General features: G+C 63.9%; 17 protein-coding genes. 8 read left to right on the forward strand and 9 right to left on the reverse strand.

Going from position 1 to position 18,496, the window contains the following annotated elements:
• Positions 1-408 precede the first annotated feature (408 nt).
• The 4 genes from P0D87_RS09925 (at position 409) to icmF (ending at position 7,134) form a co-directional block, all read left to right on the forward strand.
• On the forward strand, positions 409-840 hold the full coding sequence (locus tag P0D87_RS09925; RefSeq protein ID WP_053857407.1) for a hypothetical protein: 432 nt from the start codon (positions 409-411) through the stop codon (positions 838-840).
• A gap of 587 nt (positions 841-1,427) precedes the next feature.
• The gene (locus tag P0D87_RS09930) at positions 1,428-2,513 is read left to right on the forward strand and encodes a porin (RefSeq protein ID WP_006048177.1); all 1,086 of its coding nucleotides are present in this window, start codon (positions 1,428-1,430) and stop codon (positions 2,511-2,513) included.
• Between the two features lie 244 nt (positions 2,514-2,757).
• Complete coding sequence (locus tag P0D87_RS09935) at positions 2,758-3,693, forward strand: LysR family transcriptional regulator (protein ID WP_053857408.1); 936 nt, start codon at positions 2,758-2,760, stop codon at positions 3,691-3,693.
• Positions 3,694-3,759: 66 nt separating this feature from the next.
• Entirely contained in the window at positions 3,760-7,134 is a 3,375-nt protein-coding gene (gene icmF, locus P0D87_RS09940) for a fused isobutyryl-CoA mutase/GTPase IcmF (RefSeq protein WP_053857409.1), read from the forward strand.
• A gap of 17 nt (positions 7,135-7,151) precedes the next feature.
• On the opposite strand, the gene P0D87_RS09945 is transcribed toward icmF, so the two are convergent.
• Positions 7,152-8,111, reverse strand: a complete 960-nt coding sequence (locus P0D87_RS09945) for an NAD(P)H-dependent flavin oxidoreductase (RefSeq protein ID WP_006048174.1) — start codon at positions 8,109-8,111, stop codon at positions 7,152-7,154.
• Positions 8,112-8,398: 287 nt separating this feature from the next.
• Between P0D87_RS09945 and P0D87_RS09950 the strand changes: the two genes are divergently transcribed.
• The gene (locus tag P0D87_RS09950) at positions 8,399-9,289 is read left to right on the forward strand and encodes an alpha/beta fold hydrolase (RefSeq protein WP_053857410.1); all 891 of its coding nucleotides are present in this window, start codon (positions 8,399-8,401) and stop codon (positions 9,287-9,289) included.
• Positions 9,290-9,317: 28 nt separating this feature from the next.
• Here the strand turns inward: P0D87_RS09950 and P0D87_RS09955 are convergent, their stop codons facing one another.
• Positions 9,318-9,788, reverse strand: a complete 471-nt coding sequence (locus P0D87_RS09955; RefSeq protein WP_053857411.1) for an Lrp/AsnC family transcriptional regulator — start codon at positions 9,786-9,788, stop codon at positions 9,318-9,320.
• 114 nt (positions 9,789-9,902) lie between these two features.
• Here P0D87_RS09955 and P0D87_RS09960 point away from each other — a divergent pair, with 114 nt between their 5' ends.
• Complete coding sequence (locus tag P0D87_RS09960) at positions 9,903-10,802, forward strand: DMT family transporter (RefSeq protein ID WP_053857412.1); 900 nt, start codon at positions 9,903-9,905, stop codon at positions 10,800-10,802.
• 371 nt (positions 10,803-11,173) lie between these two features.
• On the opposite strand, the gene P0D87_RS09965 is transcribed toward P0D87_RS09960, so the two are convergent.
• From P0D87_RS09965 to P0D87_RS09990, 6 genes are all read right to left on the reverse strand, one after another.
• On the reverse strand, positions 11,174-12,112 hold the full coding sequence (locus tag P0D87_RS09965) for an MBL fold metallo-hydrolase (protein ID WP_053857413.1): 939 nt from the start codon (positions 12,110-12,112) through the stop codon (positions 11,174-11,176).
• A complete protein-coding gene (locus tag P0D87_RS09970; protein ID WP_029969556.1) occupies positions 12,109-12,582 on the reverse strand; it encodes a MaoC family dehydratase in 474 nt (157 codons plus the stop codon). Before P0D87_RS09970 ends, P0D87_RS09965 begins: the two co-directional genes overlap by 4 nt.
• Entirely contained in the window at positions 12,579-12,806 is a 228-nt protein-coding gene (locus P0D87_RS09975) for a DUF1289 domain-containing protein (protein ID WP_053857414.1), read from the reverse strand. The genes P0D87_RS09970 and P0D87_RS09975 overlap by 4 nt, the downstream gene beginning before the upstream one ends.
• A 5-nt stretch (positions 12,807-12,811) precedes the next feature.
• Positions 12,812-13,333 (reverse strand): YbaK/EbsC family protein, encoded by a 522-nt coding sequence (locus tag P0D87_RS09980; RefSeq protein WP_006048167.1) that lies wholly within the window; start codon positions 13,331-13,333, stop codon positions 12,812-12,814.
• 62 nt (positions 13,334-13,395) lie between these two features.
• Entirely contained in the window at positions 13,396-14,322 is a 927-nt protein-coding gene (locus tag P0D87_RS09985) for a hydroxymethylglutaryl-CoA lyase (protein WP_053857415.1), read from the reverse strand.
• A 36-nt stretch (positions 14,323-14,358) separates the two neighbouring features.
• A complete protein-coding gene (locus tag P0D87_RS09990) occupies positions 14,359-15,300 on the reverse strand; it encodes a 2-hydroxyacid dehydrogenase (protein ID WP_053857416.1) in 942 nt (313 codons plus the stop codon).
• Between the two features lie 318 nt (positions 15,301-15,618).
• Between P0D87_RS09990 and P0D87_RS09995 the strand changes: the two genes are divergently transcribed.
• Complete coding sequence (locus tag P0D87_RS09995) at positions 15,619-16,221, forward strand: RBBP9/YdeN family alpha/beta hydrolase (RefSeq protein WP_006048164.1); 603 nt, start codon at positions 15,619-15,621, stop codon at positions 16,219-16,221.
• 125 nt (positions 16,222-16,346) lie between these two features.
• Positions 16,347-17,378 carry a sulfate ABC transporter substrate-binding protein gene (locus P0D87_RS10000; protein ID WP_053857417.1) on the forward strand — a complete coding sequence of 344 codons (1,032 nt, stop codon included), beginning with the start codon at positions 16,347-16,349 and terminating at the stop codon, positions 17,376-17,378.
• A gap of 6 nt (positions 17,379-17,384) precedes the next feature.
• On the opposite strand, the gene bioB is transcribed toward P0D87_RS10000, so the two are convergent.
• Positions 17,385-18,473: a biotin synthase BioB gene (gene bioB, locus P0D87_RS10005; protein ID WP_053857418.1), complete on the reverse strand. Its 1,089-nt coding sequence runs from the start codon at positions 18,471-18,473 to the stop codon at positions 17,385-17,387.
• Positions 18,474-18,496: the final 23 nt, after the last annotated feature.

An 18,496-nucleotide genomic window follows, 5' to 3' on the forward strand; every position in this document is an offset into this window, starting at 1 on the left:
CGTGCTGTCCACGGTTGGCCGTGAATTCGCAGGCGGTTGTGCATGCGCGAGGCGCACGGTTTCGGCTTTGTCGGTCCCGACATCATGCGCGCAAACAGACCCTTGCCACCCGGTTTCCGCTACGCGTTCCGCGAATGCCAGGAGCGCGATCCGGCACCGCCATAAGGCGGTTTCCGCAAGGGTTATGTCGTAGAAAAACGTCGCAGTAACAAGGTGTTACAACCGCGGGCGAGGCCTAACACTTTTTGGCTCGACACCCTCTGCCGACGACCATAAATTACCGTTCAAAGGCCGTCGGGAATGCCCCGCGCCGCGAGCTTTTCCGCGGCGCCCGCGCCAGTCCCTCAACAAGTCCGCCGCAGCTCGAACGGTGGGCTTCAGGCAAGTCTTCGGGCAAGTGAGTCACGGGTGGACGGGTTGTCGAGAACGAAGCACTGGCTGTGGGGCGCGCTTGTTGTCGCGCTGTGCTCGTTCGCCTACGCCAAAGGGCCGGGCGTTGCCGGTTTCGCCGTCGACAGCTACGGTCATGGCAATTACGTCAATCGCGACGTGGGCGGCGCCTTCCATCGCTCCGGTGTGCCTGTCTCCAACATTCGCCGTGTCGCCGGACCGGGCTCTTATCCCGGCGAAGGCCGCGGCGGAATTCCGTACCCTGGCGTGATCACGCCCGTCAGCGCTGAATCGCGTCCCGGACAGCGGCCGCAGTCCAACCCGCCGGTTCGCTCGGGCTCGATCCGCGCCGACGTCGCGCGATATAACGAAGAACGCAGCTCCATCCGCTCGATCCAGCGCCAGGGCGACGACAGCCGCCCGCCCGAAGCTTCGCCCTACCGTAACTAACTTGCGCTGACGTTGGCCGCTTGCAGCCGGTTTGGCCCGAGGCGTTTACACGCGCACGTCGCATACGCATACAACGTCCGTTGCTCCACGACGTATCCCGCGCATTTCACAAGCAACTCCGCCTTTCAATCCGCTTCGCATCCGCATTACATCTCAATTCTCTTCTCACAAGCATTGAAACGCCTCCGCTCTAGTTGACGTTTCGACGCCACACTTTTTTGAAAACACTCGGCAGCAGACCGTCTCCCGTCGTCAAATCGGGGCGGTTATGCGGCGCTGCGTCATCGGGATGTCATGTGAAGCGTTATTAACCGGCTGGCGTGCCGCGAGCGCTGCCTGGCGCGATTCATTGCGTCTGCCGCGGCACCGCGAAACGGCTTGCACAACGGTCTTTAACAGGCCGATAAACGACGAACCTAATCAGACCGATATACCGGCAATAACGAGCCATGTTTTTGTTTATAAAAATGGTCCGCAAAGATGGTCCCGCCCAGATTGGCTCGATGATCGGACGGACAACAACAATGGTTCGCGCGAGCTTGCCCTTTCGCACAGCCACACCCTTTTTGACAAAGACTGGAGAATCCATGAAAACAAACATCAGCCGTGCGCTGAAGACCACCCTCAAGGCGACCGCATGTGCTGCTTTGCTGGCCGGCGCATCGTCTGCTTTCGCGCAATCGAGCGTGCAGCTTTATGGCCAGGTCGACGAATGGGTCGGCGCGCAGAAATTCCCCGGCGGCAAGACCGCAGTGGGCGTGTCCGGCGGCGGCATGTCGACCTCGTACTGGGGTTTCAAGGGGGCTGAGGACCTGGGCAACGGCTACAAGGCGATCTTCACACTCGAAGGATTTTTCCGCGCGCAAAACGGCCAGTACGGCCGCTTCACCGGCGACAGCACGTTCTCGCGCAACGCCTACGTCGGTATCGAATCGCCGTACGGCACGGTCACGGCCGGCCGTCTGACCACCCATCTGTTCGTGTCGACGATCCTCTTCAACCCGTTCATCGACTCGTACGTTTTCTCGCCGATGGTCTACCACGTCTATCTCGGGCTCGGCACGTTCCCGACGTACTCGACGGACCAGGGCGTGACCGGCGACTCCGGCTGGAATAATGCGGTGCAGTACCAATCGCCGAATTTCAACGGACTGTCGGCAAGCGCGATGTACGCGCTCGGCAACACGACGCAGAACGGCGCGAAGAAGTGGAGCGGCCAGGTGCTGTATTTCCACGGCCCGTTCGCCGCGACCGCCGTCTACCAGTACGTGAACTTCAACAACACGCCGGGCGATCTGGGCAGCTTCGATTCGTCGGGCGTGCCGGGCCTGAAGGCGCAAAGCGTCGCGCAACTCGGCCTGTCGTACGACCTGAAGTACGTGAAGCTGTTCGGTCAGTACATGTACACGCATAACGACCAGACGCTGACGAGCTGGCATGTGAACACGGCGCAAGGCGGCGTGTCGGTGCCGTTCGGGCCGGGCACGGTGATGGCGTCGTACGCGTACTCGCGCGATGGCGGCGGCTTCGACCAGACCCGTCAGACGGCCGCGGTCGGCTACGACTATCCGCTGTCCAAGCGCACCGATGTTTATGCGGCTTATCTGTACGACCACATCAGCAATCAGTCGAGCGGCAACACGTACGGCGTCGGCTTGCGCGCGAAGTTCTAGGCGCGGCTGAAACGCGGGGCGCGGCGGCTCGCTTGTGTCGCTGCGCGCCGAGCGATGTTCGGCGCAGTTAACGTTGCAGTCGAAGTCGCAGCCAGGCTCGCAGTAACCACAAAGCCCGCGTTCTCACCGAACGCGGGCTTTCGTCGTTTTAGCCATCCCGCATTGCTCGCCCGCCGCCTTTCCCCACCGGCTCTTGATAAACCATGCAAAATGACGCCGATTAATTCCTTGAGCGAGCGATTCGATGGACACCCTCGTCAGCATGAAAGTGTTCCGGCAAGTGGTCGAGGTGGGCAGCTTCGTCGGCGCGGCTGAGCGGATGGAAATGTCGGCGGCGATGGCGAGCAAGCATGTCATGCATCTCGAGCAGCAGCTCGGCGCGCGCTTGCTCAATCGCACGACGCGCCGCGTCGCGCCGACCGAGGCGGGCCGTGAATACTACGAGCGCCTGAGTCAGGTGCTCACCGAACTAGAGGAAGCCGAGCAGGTGGTCGGCGCGGCGAGCGTGGTGCCGCAAGGGCGCTTGCGCGTGTCGTCGTTGTCGGCGTTCGGGCTCAGCCACGTGATGGCCGCCGTCGCCGACTACGCCGCGCAGTATCCGCAGGTCACCGTCGACATCACGTTGTCCGACCGCGTGGTCGAGCTGATCGACGAGGGCTTCGACGTTGCGATTCGCGCTTCGCCGAGCGGCATGAAGTCGTCGTCGCTGATTGCCCGGCCGATCGCGATGGCGCATCTGCTGCTGTGCGCGTCGCCCGATTACTTGCGCCGGCGCGGCACGCCCAAAACAGCCGCCGATCTCGCGCGCCACAACTATCTGCAGTACGCGGGCGTGTCGGCGCTCGACGTCCTGCAAACCACGGGCGAAGCGGCGCGTGTGCGCTTGTCCGGCAATCTGATCGTCAACCATCTCGAGGCGCAACGCGTGATGGTGCTGCATGGCGCGGGCATCGCGCTGCTCGGCACTGAGGTGATCGGCGCCGATCTGGCGGAAGGGCGTCTCGTGCCGCTGCTCGTCGATGAAGTGCCGCCGCGCGAGCTGCCGATCCATGTCGTCTACGCAAGCCGCCGCCATTTGTCGGCGAAAGTCCGGTCGTTCGTGGATTTTCTGGCTGACCGCTTCGCGAACGAATCGCTGTGGCCGTCGCTTGAGCAGATCAAGGCGATGGCGGTGAGGTAGCGCCCCCTTTCGCTATACTGGTTGCCAGCACCCGCACACGCAAACAGCGTAACGATTGGGGGAGACATGACCGATCTGTCCTCGCCGCAGCGCGCCGCCAGCCACGAGCTGCCCGCCGGCCGGCGCTTGCGTTTCGTCACTGCCGCAGCCTTGTTCGACGGCCACGACGCGTCGATCAACATCATGCGGCGCATTCTGCAAGCAAGCGGCGTGGAGGTCATCCACCTGGGCCATAACCGTTCCGTCGATGAAGTCGCGACCGCCGCGCTTCAGGAAGACGCAGACGGCGTCGCGGTGTCGAGCTACCAGGGCGGCCACAACGAATACTTCCGCTATCTCGTCGATCTGCTGCGCGCGCGCGGCGGCGAGCGCATCAAGGTGTTCGGCGGCGGAGGCGGCGTGATCGTCCCCGAGGAAATCGTCGCACTGGAACGATACGGCGTCGAAAAAATCTATTCACCGCACGACGGCCAGCGGCTTGGCCTGCAAGGCATGATCGACGACATGATTGGGCGGTGCGCGGCGCTCGCGCGCGAGAGCGCCGCGGCGCGGGGCGGCGCGGTTGGCGCAGTCGGCGAATGGATCGACGGTTTGATGGCTGGACGCACCGAACAGCCCACCGCCATCGCGTTCCGCCACCTCGCCCAACTCATCAGCGCATTCGAAACCGGCGCCGTCACCGCGGCCGAGCGCAGCAAAATCGCGACCCTGGCGCAAGCCGCGCAGATTCCCGTGCTTGGCATCACCGGCACGGGCGGCGCGGGTAAATCGTCGCTGACGGATGAACTGATCCGCCGCTTCCGCCTCGATTACGGCGACGCGCTCACCATTGCCGTGCTCGCCATCGACCCATCGCGCCGCAAGTCGGGCGGCGCGCTGCTGGGCGACCGCATCCGCATGAACGCGATCGGCGATTGGGACGGCGGCGCGCGTGTCTACATGCGCTCGATGGCGACGCGCGAGGCGTCGAGCGAAATCTCGAACGCGCTGCCCGACGCGCTGATGCTCTGCAAGGCGGCGGGCTTCGACCTGATCGTCGTCGAGACGTCGGGTATCGGTCAGGGCGACGCCGCCATCGTGCCGTTCGTCGACGAATCGCTGTACGTGATGACGCCTGAGTTCGGCGCGGCGAGCCAGCTCGAAAAAATCGACATGCTCGATTTCGCCGACTTCGTCGCGATCAACAAGTTCGACCGCAAGGGCGCCGCCGATGCGCTTCGCGACGTCGCGAAGCAGGTACAGCGCAATCGCGGCGAGTTCGCGAAGCCGCCCGACGCGATGCCGGTGTTCGGCACCATCGCTTCGCGTTTCAACGACGACGGCGTGACCGCGCTCTACGTGCATCTCGCGAACGCGTTGCACAAGCATGGCCTGCGCGCGGACGGCGGCGGACGTCTGTCCGCGCGAGCCGACCTGCGGTTTTCGAGCGGCCGTCATGCAATCGTCCCGCCGGCGCGCGTGCGCTATCTCGCGGAAATCGCGCAGACCGTTCACGTTTATCGCGAGCGCGCCGATGCGCAGGCGCGCATCGCGCGTGAACGCTGGCAACTCATCGAAGCGCGCCGAATGCTCGGCGAAGCCGACACGAATGACAACGACACAAACAACGACACAAACGCCAACGCACCCACAGCCCAACTCGACACACTAATCGAGCAACGCACAGCCGCACTAGGCGAACACGAACGCAAGCTGCTCGACGCCTGGCCGCAAACCGTCGCCGCGTATTCCGGCGATGAACACGTCATCCGCATTCGCGACCGCGAGATCCGCACGGCGCTCACGGTCACCACCTTGTCCGGCACACCGATCCGCAAAGTTGCGCTGCCGAAGTTCGTCGATCACGGCGAGATTTTGCGCTGGCTGATGCTCGAGAATCTGCCTGGCTACTTCCCGTTCGCCGCAGGCGTATTCCCATTCCGCCGCGAAAACGAAGACCCGACGCGTATGTTCGCGGGCGAAGGCGATCCGTCGCGCACCAACCGGCGTTTCAAGCTGCTGTCCGAGGGCATGCCGGCCAAGCGTCTTTCCACTGCTTTCGATTCCGTCACGCTGTACGGCGAGGAGCCGCACGAACGGCCGGACATCTACGGCAAGGTGGGCAATTCGGGCGTGTCGGTCGCGACGCTCGACGACATGCACGCGCTCTACGACGGCTTCGATCTGTGCGCGCCGGAAACCTCAGTGTCGATGACGATCAACGGTCCCGCGCCGACCATCCTCGCGATGTTTTTCAACGTCGCGATCGATCAGCAGATCACGCGCAAGCAACACGAACTAGGCCGCGCACTCACCGACGACGAACTCGCCGCGACGCGCCGCATCGCATTGGAAAACGTGCGCGGCACCGTGCAGGCCGACATCCTCAAGGAAGACCAAGGCCAGAACACCTGCATCTTTTCGACGGAATTCAGCCTGAAAGTGATGGGCGATATTCAGGCGTACTTTGTCGAACACGGCGTGCGCAATTTCTATTCGGTGTCGATCTCCGGCTATCACATTGCCGAGGCCGGCGCGAATCCGATCTCGCAACTCGCCTATACGCTCGCCAACGGCTTCACCTATGTCGAGGCGTACCTCGCACGAGGCATGTCGATAGACGACTTCGCGCCGAACCTGTCGTTCTTCTTTTCGAACGGCATGGACCCGGAATACACGGTGCTCGGCCGCGTCGCGCGACGCATCTGGGCAATCGCGATGCGCGAACGCTACGGCGCGAACGAGCGCAGCCAGAAGCTCAAGTATCACGTGCAGACGTCGGGGCGCAGCCTGCATGCGCAGCAGATCGACTTCAACGACATTCGCACCACGCTGCAAGCGCTGATCGCGATCTACGACAACTGCAACTCGCTGCACACCAATGCCTTCGACGAAGCCATCACCACACCCACCGAAGAGTCGGTGCGTCGCGCGGTGGCGATTCAGTTGATCATCAATCGCGAATGGGGACTCGCGAAGAATCAGAACCCGAATCAGGGCAGTTTTGTGATCGACGAATTGACCGATCTCGTCGAAGAAGCGGTGCTCGCCGAGTTCGACCGGCTCACCGAGCGCGGCGGCGTGCTCGGCGCAATGGAGACGGGTTATCAGCGCGGACGCATTCAGGACGAGTCGATGCTGTACGAGCATCGCAAGCATGACGGCTCGTATCCGATCGTGGGTGTGAATACATTCGTGAGCGCGCATCCGCATGAGGCGCCGCAGCCCATCGCGCTCGCCCGTTCCACCGACGAAGAAAAGCAAAGCCAGCTAAAACGCCTGCGCGATTTTCAGGCGCGGCATCGCGAGGCCGCGCCTGCCGCGCTGGAGCGTCTGAAGCGCGCGGTGATCGACGATGAAAACGTCTTTGCGGTGCTGATGGACGTGGTCCGCGTGTGCTCGCTCGGGCAGATCACGCACGCGCTGTTCGAGGTTGGCGGGCAGTATCGGCGGAACATGTAGGCGGGCGAAGCCTGGCGTCAGCGCGCGATGCCGAGGCGCGCCTTCGCGTCGTCGTATTCCTTCGACAAACGCGCGACCAGTTCGCTCACGCTCGGCACGTCGTCCATCAGGCCGACGCCCTGGCCCGCGCCCCAGATGTCTTTCCACGCCTTGGCCTTTTCGTTGGCAAAGTTCATCTTGGTCTTGTCCGATTCCGGCAGCGCATCCGGATCGAGCCCGGCGTTGACGATGCTCTCGCGAATGTAATTGCCATGCACGCCCGTGAACAGGTTCGTGTAGATGATGTCCGACGCCGACGAGCTCACGATAGCCTGCTTGTAGCTCTCCACCGCGTGCGCCTCTTTGGTCGCGATGAAGCGCGTGCCCATGTACGCGAGGTCTGCGCCCATCGCTTGCGCGGCGAGGATCGAGCCGCCGTTCGCGATCGCGCCGGACAGCACGATCGGGCCGTCGAAAATGCGCCGCACTTCGCCGACCAGCGCAAACGGCGACGTGGTGCCCGCATGACCGCCCGCGCCCGACGCCACCAGGATCAAACCGTCGACGCCCGCTTCAAGCGCCTTCTGCGCGTGACGCAAATTGATCACGTCATGCAGCACGATGCCGCCATAGCTGTGCACGGCGTCGACAATTTCTCGCGCCGGCGCGCGCAGGCTCGTGATGAAGATCGGCACCTTGTGTTCGACGCATACGCGCACGTCGTGCTCGAGCCGCGTATTCGATTGATGAACGATCTGGTTGACGGCAATGGGTCCGATGCGCGCGTCGGGATTCGCAGCGCGATGCTCGGCGAGTTGCGCCTGAATCTGCGTGAGCCATTCGTCGAGCAACTCGGCAGGGCGCGCATTCAGCGCCGGGAACGAACCGACGATGCCGGCCTTGCACTGCGCCAGCACGAGCTCGGGATAGCTGACGATGAACATCGGCGAGGCGACGACAGGCAACGCCAGATTTTGCAGAACGGCGGGCAATGCCATAGTGCGAGTCTCCTGATTGACGAGCCGGTGTGCGCGAGGCGCCCGGCTATTTGATGAGTTTAGCGGCATGCGGCGCGCGCCGCGTTGCAGCCGACAGCATGCATAGATGCTGGAACGTTTAAGAACGGTCGTTCGATTATAGGCGAAGCGCTCGCGCCGCGTTCGCCGCATCGTTTAGAACGGTTGGAAGGAGTGTTCAGGTTCTATGCTTGCGTGGGCTATCCCACCGCGTGCGGACACATTGGGCTTTTACAATGCACGCACTCCAAACGACAAGAGACACGGCCATGGCCTTCGAGAATTTCACGCCCTTTCGCGTCGCCGCGGGCGATGCCGATATCTTTGGAGTGAAGGGCGGAGCGGGGCCGCCGCTTCTGCTGCTGCACGGCCATCCGCAATCGCATCTGATCTGGGCGCGCTGCGCCGAGCGACTGGCTCAGCACTTCACGGTCATCGCCACCGATCTGCGCGGCTACGGCGCATCGGGCAAGCCCGCGAGCGACGCGGCGCACACGCCGTATTCCAAACGCGCGATGGCCGCCGATCAGGTCGCCGTGATGCGCCACTTCGGCTTCGAGCGGTTTCTCGTTTGTGCGCACGATCGCGGCGCGCGCGTCGCGCATCGCATGGCGCTCGATCACGCGGATGCCGTCGAGCGTCTGATGCTGCTCGACATCGCGCCGACGCTCGCGATGTACGAAGCCACCGACCGCACGTTCGCCACGCATTACTTCCACTGGTTCTTCCTGATCCAGCCCGAGCCGCTGCCAGAGACGCTGATCGGCGCCAATCCCGCCGCGTATGTCGATGCGGTGATGGGCAGCCGTCATGCTGGTCTCGCGCCGTTCGAACCGGCCTCGCTCGACGCGTATCGCGCGGCGCTCGCGCAACCCGGCGCGGTGCACGCGATGTGCGAGGACTACCGCGCGTCGGCGAGCATCGATCTCGAACACGACCGCGCCGACATCGAACGCGGGCATAAGATTGCTTGCCCATTGCGTGTGCTGTGGGGCGAGAACGGCGTCATCGAAAAGTGCTTCGACGCGCTCGCCGAATGGCGTCATGTCGCGCGCGACGTGAGCGGGCGTTCGCTGCGGTGCGGCCACTATTTGCCGGAAGAGGCGCCGGACGAATTGCTCGCCGAAATGCTGTCCTTCTTTGAAGCGATAGAGCGGTAAAGCGCGAAGGCGGTTGTGCTTCGCGCGCCTAACCAAGCGGCGGCAGCCGCCGCGCCAAGGGCGTCGACTTGACGATTGCCGTGCTGGTCTCCGCGCGCTCGGTGACCTTCGACAGAATCTCGTCAAGCTGATCGATCGTCCGCAGATAAAGACGGCAGATGAAGCAATCGTCGCCCGTCACCTTGTCGCATTCGACGAACTGCGGAATTCGCCGGATCACTTCTTCCACCAGATGCAACTGCCCCGGCAGCGGCTTGACACGCACGATGGCTTGCAGCGTGAAGCCGAGCGCGCGCGGATCGAGTTGCACCGTGAAGCGCTCGATCACGCCTTGCGCCTCGAGCCTGCGGATGCGCTCGGCCGTGCTCGGCGCCGAAAGTCCGACGAGCCGCGCCAGTTCGCTGACCGGGCGGCGCGCATCTTCGGCGAGCGCGGCGAGTAGCGCGCGATCGGTTTCGTCGAGCGGGACAGGCGCTAACGGAGTAAGGCGTTTCGTCATGACGGCCTTCGAATTTTAGGTGGTATGGCGGTATGGCTTAAGTTTATCCATGTATTCGCTCGACCGGATTATTTACACTGCTTGCCATACAGGAATCCATTCGAGGATCGAATCATGGCTTCAAACGACATCCGCCGCGGCGCGGCGGAGATGAGCGTGGCAATGCTGATGTCGGGCACAATCGGCTGGCTGGTCGTGTCGTCGCAGCAAAGCGCATTTAACGTGGTGTTCTTCCGCTGCATTTTCGGTGGCGCGACGCTCGCGCTCGTATGCGCAGTGCTCGGCTTCTTCAGGCGCAAGCTGTTCTCGTGGAAGATGGTTGGCCTCGCGCTGCTCGGCGGCGCGGCGATCGTCGCCAATTGGGTGCTGCTGTTCGCCGCGTATTCGCGTGCGTCGATCTCGATGGCGACGGCCGTCTACAACACGCAACCTTTCATGCTGGTCGCGCTCGGCGCAATCGTGTTTCGCGAGCGGATCAGCGCGTCGACGGTGCTGTGGCTCGTGCTCGCGTTCATTGGGCTCGTGTTCGTCGTGAAGGTCGAGCCCGCGGTGCTCGCCGTGCCGGGGCAGTATCTGGTCGGCATCGGGTATGCGGTCGGCGCGGCGGCGATGTACGCGGTGTCGTCGATCATCACCAAGCATTTGAAGGGCACGCCGCCGCATCTGATCGCGCTGATCCAGGTGTCGCTCGGCGTGGTGATGCTCGCGCCGCTCGTGCGTTTCGACGCGCTGCCGGCCACGGGCGTTCAGTGGCTCGAGCTGGTCGTGCTGGGCGTCGTCAACACCGGGCTCATGTATGTGCTGCTGTATGGCGCGATCCAGAAGCTGCCGACTTCGATGACCGGCGCGCTGTCGTTCATCTATCCGGTGGTCGCGATCATCGTCGACAGAATCGCGTTCGGACAGACGCTTGCGTGGATTCAGGTGCTGGGCGCGGTGCTGATTCTGCTTGCCGCTGCGGGCGTCAATCTCGGCTGGCGGATCGTGCCGCAAAGACGCGCGCCGTCTGTTTGAATGCGGCGCTTTCCTGTTTCAGCCGGAGGCAGCCGATGCAACCGCCCAAATGCTACGGATTGCAAACGAACCACGTTTGTTCATATCAGCGGACTAATGGTTCGCAACGCTAATGTCGGCGCCGGTTTGCGCGCGCCGGCGTGTATGCGGGTTAACAGCCGCCGTCATGCATCTGTAGGGAAATCACTGATGCGGCCGAAAATCGCGCGCGCGTATCATTCGGGCAGACGCTGATCACGTCCGACAGAATTTCCGCCGCTCGCCTTCACAGGTTGAGCGGCTTTCTTTTTGTGGCGGCGGTTTTTGCGTGAGCGCTGCTGCTGCACGTCGCTGCCTTACTTCACTGCACGACTGCATTCCCGGTTGCAGCACTATCGCGCGACGATCCTTTCACCATCCACCGTAAGCGGCCCGTTCCCGGCAGCCAGCTCGTCGACGATCGCTTTGAGAAGCGCCGGCCACTCGACGCGCGGTCTCAGCATCAAGGCCGCCGCGCGCATTGCCGCTGCGCAGTCGAGCATCTCCAGCAACGCCGCGAAGCTCGTTGCGCGCACATCGAGCAGCTTGAAGACGATCAATACCTTCAGCGCATTCTTTGCATTGCGCGCCGGATCGGCCCGCAGCCACGCGAGCCGCGAGAAAGCGCGCTCCAGCGCCTGCTCGACGTTCGTGAAGGGCGCGCCATGACCGGGGATCACGACGCGCACGTCGAGCGCGGCAATCGCCTCGAGCACCGCCTGCTGCTCGGCAAAGCCGCTGTCGCCTTCGAGCTCCGGAAAGATCACGCCGAAGCCGTTTTCCCACAGCGCGTCGGCGCTGATCAGCACGCGTTCGGCCGCGCAGTACAGCATCAGCGAATGCGGATCGTGGCCGGGCGCGCCGAGCACCTGCCAGTCGAGTGCGCCGAGGCGCAGCATCGCGCCCGGCGCGATCGTTCCGGTGAACACAAAGCGCTCGCAGCTCTGCGCGGTCGCGCGGAAAGTCAGACGCGCTTCGTCCCAGTCGCGCACCGCGCCGGCTTCGCAGGCGGGAATGAGCGTGCGGCACGGCCACGTCGTTTGCAACAACGCGTTGCCGCCGCAATGATCCGAATGCAGATGTGTGTTGACGATCAGATCGAGCGGCCGCTCGCCCAGCGCCTGTTGCACGAGCGCACGCGTTTGCTGCGCATGCGTCGCGTAGCCGGTATCGACGAGCGCGGCGCAGTCGTTGTCGATGAGCAGCACATTGTTCGACGACAGCCAGCCGCGCTCGAACACGCGCACTGATGAGGGCAATGCGATGGGCAATGTGGTGGTCAACTCGGTCATAGCGTGCCCGTGTTGATGCTCGCGTCGACGGACGCTTCGGGCTTCGGCATCACGAGAATGGTCGATGCGCCCACAACGGTCACTTCGCCGCGCTGATTCTTGACCGTGCCTTCCAGATGCGTCAGGTCGCCGTGCAGGCTCGGCTTCCAGTAAGCATCGCGCACACGCCATGTCATCACGAGCGTGTCGCCCGCGTGCGCAGCCTTCTTCAGCTTGATATCGAACTCGAGTCCGAGCGGCTGCGCGTAGGTCGAAAAATGCGTGGCGAGAAGCGCCATGAAATGCGCGGTGGGCTGCGTGCCCGACGCGATGAGACCGCCGAATCGGCTTTGCGCGGCATACGCCTCGTCGTGATGCAGCGGGTTCAGATCGTTGACGAGCGTCGCGAACGTTTTCACCGAATCCGCCGACAGCGCGAGCGTCGCGCTAAACGTCTCGCCAATGGTGACAATGCGCGGCGCCGCATTCATCGTTGCACCTTCGCCTGGCGGGCGATCAATTCGGCGCGGCGCGCTTCGAGCGCGTCCCATACCGCGCGTTTTTCGTCGTCGGCGTAGAGCGACCAGCCGGCGATTTCGTCGATGGTGCGCAGGCACCCTTCGCACCAGCCGCTCGACGCGTCCATCCGGCACACGTTGATGCACGGCGACGGCACGCCGCCGCCTGTCGCTGCGTGATCGATTCGCGCTGTCATCGGATTCAGGCCGTCTCGCGCAGCGCCACGTCGACCACCGGCGCGCCCGTCAACGCAATCAGTTCCTGCGCGGTCAGATTGAACACCGCGTGCGGATGACCCGCGGCGGCCCACAGGCTGTCGAGCGCGAGCAGGTCTTCGTCGATCAGCGTGACGGGTTCGACCGCATGCCCGACCGGACACACGCCGCCGATCGCATAGCCGGTTTTTTCGCGGACGAACTTCGCATCCGCGCGGCCAATCTCGCCGACCTGCGCCGCCACTTTTTTTTCATCGACGCGATTTGCGCCGCTCGCGACCACCAGCACCGGCGCGTCGTCTTCGCGGCGGCGAAACAGAATCGACTTCGCGATCTGCGCGACCGAACAGCCGAGACCCGCGGCGGCCTCGGCCGAAGTCTTGCCGGTTTCCGGCAGCATCACGACCCGTCCCGCGTGACCGCGTTCGCGCAGCAGCAGCGCGACACGGCGTGCGGAATCCGGCAATGCGGTGAGGTCGTCGGAGTCGAGAAAAGCGTGGTCCGTCATCGTTTCAGGTCCTGATGGTTTGAGTATCGGTGTTGCGCCTCAAGCATTGCGTTACGTTCGGCTCACACGCAATTGGCGGCTTCGCTGCGTGCCTTCGCAAGCAACGCCTTGCCCGCGCGCGACACGTTCGGCCGGCCGATTGCCGTCGAAATGAAATCGCCGATGCCCACGACTTGCGCGAGGTCGATGCCAGTTTCGATGCCAAGGCCGTTCATCAAGTACAGCACGTCTTCGGTTGCGACGTTGCCCGTTGCGCCCTTCGCATACGGACAGCCGCCGAGCCCGGCCACCGACGCGTGATAAATCTCGATGCCTTCCTGCAACGCCGCGTAGATATTCGCGAGCGCCTGGCCGTAGGTGTCGTGAAAGTGCCCGGACAGACGCTCGCGCGGAAACACGCGGGTCACGGCTTCGAACACTTCGCGCGTGCGCTTGGGCGTACCCACGCCAATCGTATCGGCGATATCGATCTCGTCGCAACCGAGCGCCGCGAAACGTTGCACCACGTCGACCACCGACGCCACCGGCACTTCGCCCTGATACGGACACCCGAGCGCGCACGACACGCTGCCGCGCATGCGCAAGCCGTACTGCTTCGCCGCCTGCGCGACCGGCGCGAATCGCTCGATACTTTCCGCGATGCTGCAATTGATGTTCTTCTGCGAGAACGCTTCGCTCGCCGCGCCGAAGATCACGATCTCGTCGGCGCGCGCGGCGAGCGCACCTTCGAAGCCGCGCAGATTCGGCGTGAGCACCGAATAGATCGTGCCGGGGCGCCGCTCGATGCCGGCCATCACGTCGGCGCCGTCGGCCATTTGCGGCACCCATTTCGGCGACACGAACGACGCCGCTTCGACGTTGCGAAAACCCGCTGCCGCGAGCCGGTTGATCAACTCGATCTTGATCGCCGTCGGCACGAAATCCTTCTCGTTTTGCAGACCGTCACGCGGACCGACTTCGACGATTTTCACTTGCTGGGGTACGGCCATGTTGTGTCTCCTTGACGTGATTGTGACTCCACGCCGTCAATATCCGCGCTCGATATTCACCACGCCGCCGACGGCTTCGCCGCGTTCGAGCGCGAGCATTTTTTGCGCGATCTGCGCGACGCTTTCTTCGCGCAAGGTCAGCGCCGACATGTGCGGCGTGACGGTGATGCGCGGCTCCTGCCAGAACGGATGATCGGGCGGCAACGGCTCCTCCTGAAACACGTCGAGCGTGGCCGCGGCGAGTTGACCGCTTGCGAGCGCGTCGAGCAGATCGGCTTCCACCAGATGCGCGCCGCGTGCAACGTTGATCAGATACGCGCCGCGTGCGAGCTTCGAAAACGTGCGGGTGTTCAGCACGTTCGCGGTATCGGGCGTATGCGGCAGCAGATTGACGAGCACTTTCACGCCGTCGAGAAACGCGTCGAAACGCGCTTCGCCGGCGAACGTCGTAATGCCTTCCACTTGCTTCGCACTGCGGCTGTAGCCGCGCACCGGCATGCCGAATCGCGCGACCGTTTGCGCGACATGTGCGCCCAGCACGCCGAGCCCGAGCACGCCGACCGTGAACGTGTCTCGCGGATGCGGATCGAGCACTTGCCAGCGGCGCTCGCGCTGCAGCGCTTCGTATTCGTCGAAGCGCCGCAGATAACGCAGCACCGCGTGCGTCACATACTCGGCCATTTGCGGCGCCATGCCGGTGTCTTCGAGACGGATCAACGGCGCGTTGGGCGGCAAGGTGCCGGGCTGCTCGCGTTCGAGCGCGAGAATCGCGTCGACGCCCGCGCCCAGATTGAAGATCGCGCGCAAATCGGCGCGGCCGGCCAGCATCTCGCGCGGTGGTCGCCAGACGACCGCGAAATCGGCGGGCGCGGTGTCGCCGGGTTGCCACTCGCGCAAATCGGCTTGCGGCAGCGCGCGCGCAAAGTCATGCAGCCAGGCTGCGGCTTCGGCGTTCGGCATATAGAAGAGGACTTTCATGCGACCTCACCGTTGCACGCGCAACGGCCCCGGTTCACGCTGCGCGCGCGGTGCGGGCGTGGCGGGCGGCGGGGCGGCTGCAAGGCTCGCGACGGCTGCGGCGCGGCGCGCGACGCTGACGACATGAGGGCTCCTCCTTTTATGGGCAGGCTTCATTCTACTTTTTCGCCGACGATCCCGCGCGCTTGCGCACGACCGTCCGCTTTCGGCTTCGCGATCCGCAGATTCAGTCGATAAACAAAGCACAAAAACTTGGTTCGTCCGCGCGACGGGCGGCGGGACAATGACTACCCGGTTTTCCCTTTGCGAGGGACAGACATGCTTTCATGCACCAGATCGCCGTGGCCGCCGCGGCTCGTGACCGTTCCGGGTCTGCACGGCAGCGAGGGCGCACATTGGCAAACGTGGCTCGAACGCCAGTTCGCGCGCTCGTTGCGCGTCGAGCAGGCCGACTGGGATGCACCGGACGTCGCCGGCTGGGCCAACTCGCTGCGCGAGTTGCTCGCGCGCGAACGCGGGCCGTTCGTGCTCGCCGCGCACAGCTTCGGATGTCTTGCTGCCGCGCACGCGTTGCAGCAGGCGTCGTATGCGAACGAAGTGGTCGGCGTGCTCCTCGTCGCGCCCGCGAGCCCGCAAAAGTTCGCGTTTGCCGGATCGTTCGAGGCGCGACGATTGGGTGTGCCGTCCATTCTGATCGGCAGCGAAACCGATCCGTGGATGCCGCTTGCCGGCGCTCGCGAACTGGCGCAGCGTTTCGGCAGTGCGTTCGTCAATCTCGGCGATGCGGGGCACATCAACACCGCAGCCGGATTCGGACCGTGGCCGCGGGCCAAGTATTTCATCGACACGCTCGTGCATTGCGCGGCGCCGCTGCGCTTTCGCGACGAAGCGCTCGAGATCGGGCAGCACGCGCTGGTTTAACGCGCGGGCTCGAGTGCGTTGCTCGGGCCGGCCCGGCTGGCCGCGTATAGGCGATCCGCTAGAATCCCGCTTGATGCTGCGCGTTCGCGCGGCCACAGGTTTTTATCATCGATAGCGGGGACAAGATGGCAGGCAAGACGGGGACTTCACGCTGGTTGGCGGCCGGCTTCACGGCGCTCACGCTCGGCTTCGGCGCTGGCGGCATAGCGGCGGCGCATGCCGAGACGTCGTTGATGAACGTGTCGTACGACGTGACGCGCGAGCTGTACAAGGACATCAACGCGGGCTTCATCGCCGCGTATAAGCAGAAGAGCGGCGAGACGGTGTCGATTCGCCAGTCGCATGGCGCGTCGAGCGCACAGGCGTTGTCGGTATTGCAGGGCTTGCAGGCCGACGTCGTGACGATGAACCAGCCGAACGACATCGACCTCCTCGCGGAAAAAGGCCAACTGGTGCCCGCCAACTGGCGCACGCGTCTGCCGGACGACAGCGCGCCGTACACGACGACGATGGTGTTCCTCGTGCGCAAGGGCAATCCGAAGCACATCAAGGACTGGGACGATCTCGCGAAGCCCGGCGTGCAAGTGGTGATCGCGAATCCGAAGACGTCCGGCAACGGACGCTACACGTACCTCGCCGCGTGGGGTTATCGCAAGCAGCACGGCGGCACCGATGCGCAGGCGCTCGACTTCGAAAAGGCGCTGTTCAGAAACGTGCCGGTGCTCGACACGGGCGGCCGCGGCGCGACGACGACGTTCACGCAACGCGGTATCGGCGACGTGCTGGTCACGTTCGAAAACGAAGTCGCGCTGATGAACAGCGGCGTGGGCGGCGGCAATTTCGAGGCGGTGTATCCGTCGGTGAGCCTGTTGGCCGCACCGCCGGTGTCGATCGTCGACAAGGTGGTCGACAAGCGCGGCACGCGCAAGGAAGCGCAGGCGTATCTCGACTATCTGTGGTCGCCGGCCGCGCAGGAGATCATCGCGCAACATCATCTGCGTCCGCGCGACAAGAACGTGCTTGCGAAACACGCCGCGGAGTTCAAGCCGATCAAGACCTTCACCGTCGAAGAAATGTTCGGTAGCTGGCAGAAAGCGCAGCAGACGCATTTCTCCGACGGCGGGACTTTCGATCAGATCATCGTCGACAGGAAGTGATGCGCTTTACGCGTGTTCGCAGCCGTGCTCGCAGCCGCTCTTGTCGAGCGGCATCTGCTGCGCGGCTTCGGCGCGAATGCCGAGGCGCGCGAGCAGCTTGCGGTCCGCTTCGGCTTGCGGGTTGCTGGTGGTCAGCAACTGATCGCCGTAGAAAATCGAGTTCGCGCCCGCGAGGAAACACATTGCCTGCAACGCCTCGTCCATCTGCTCGCGGCCGGCGGACAGGCGCACCATCGCGCGCGGCATCGTGATGCGCGCAATCGCGATGGTCCGCACGAATTCGAACGGATCGATCGCTTCCGTGCCGGTCAACGGCGTGCCTTCCACTTGCACCAGATTGTTGATCGGCACCGATTCCGGATACGGCTCCATGTTCGCCAGTTGCGCGATCAGGCCCGCACGCTCGCGGCGCGATTCGCCGAGGCCGACAATGCCGCCGCAGCACACGTTGATGCCCGCATCGCGCACGCGTTCCAGCGTGTCGAGACGATCCTGATACGTGCGCGTCGAAATGATCTGGCCGTAAAACTCCGGCGACGTATCCAGATTGTGGTTGTAGTAGTCGAGGCCGGCCTCGCGCAACGCTTGCGCCTGATGCGTCTCGAGCATGCCGAGCGTCACGCAGGTTTCGAGTCCCATCGCCTTCACGCCGCGGATCATGTCCTTGATCGGCTCGAGATGGCGGTCCTTCGGATTGCGCCATGCGGCGCCCATGCAGAAACGCGTCGCGCCGTTTTCCTTCGCGGCTTTCGCGGCGGCGAGCACTTCGTCGACCGGCATCAGCTTGTCGGCTTGCAGGCCCGTGTCGTGATGCACCGACTGCGGACAGTACGCGCAATCTTCCTCGCAGCCGCCGGTCTTGATCGACAGCAGCGTCGACAGTTGCACGGTATTGGCGTCGAAATGCTCGCGATGCGTTTGCTGCGCGCGAAACATCAGGTCGTTGAACGGCAGTTCGTACAGCGCGACGATGTCGGCGACGCGCCAGCGCGCGAGCTGTTTGCCCGCAGCGTCGGCGTTGACATTGGCGTTGGCATTGGCGTTGTTAAGGGCAGCCGTATCAGCGGATGCAGCAGCGATGTTCAGTTGCGTCATGTGGTCGATCCTCATGAGTGGAC

The sequence above is a fragment of the Paraburkholderia sp. RL17-368-BIF-A genome, assembly GCF_046054045.1.
Taxonomy (GTDB): domain Bacteria; phylum Pseudomonadota; class Gammaproteobacteria; order Burkholderiales; family Burkholderiaceae; genus Paraburkholderia; species Paraburkholderia graminis.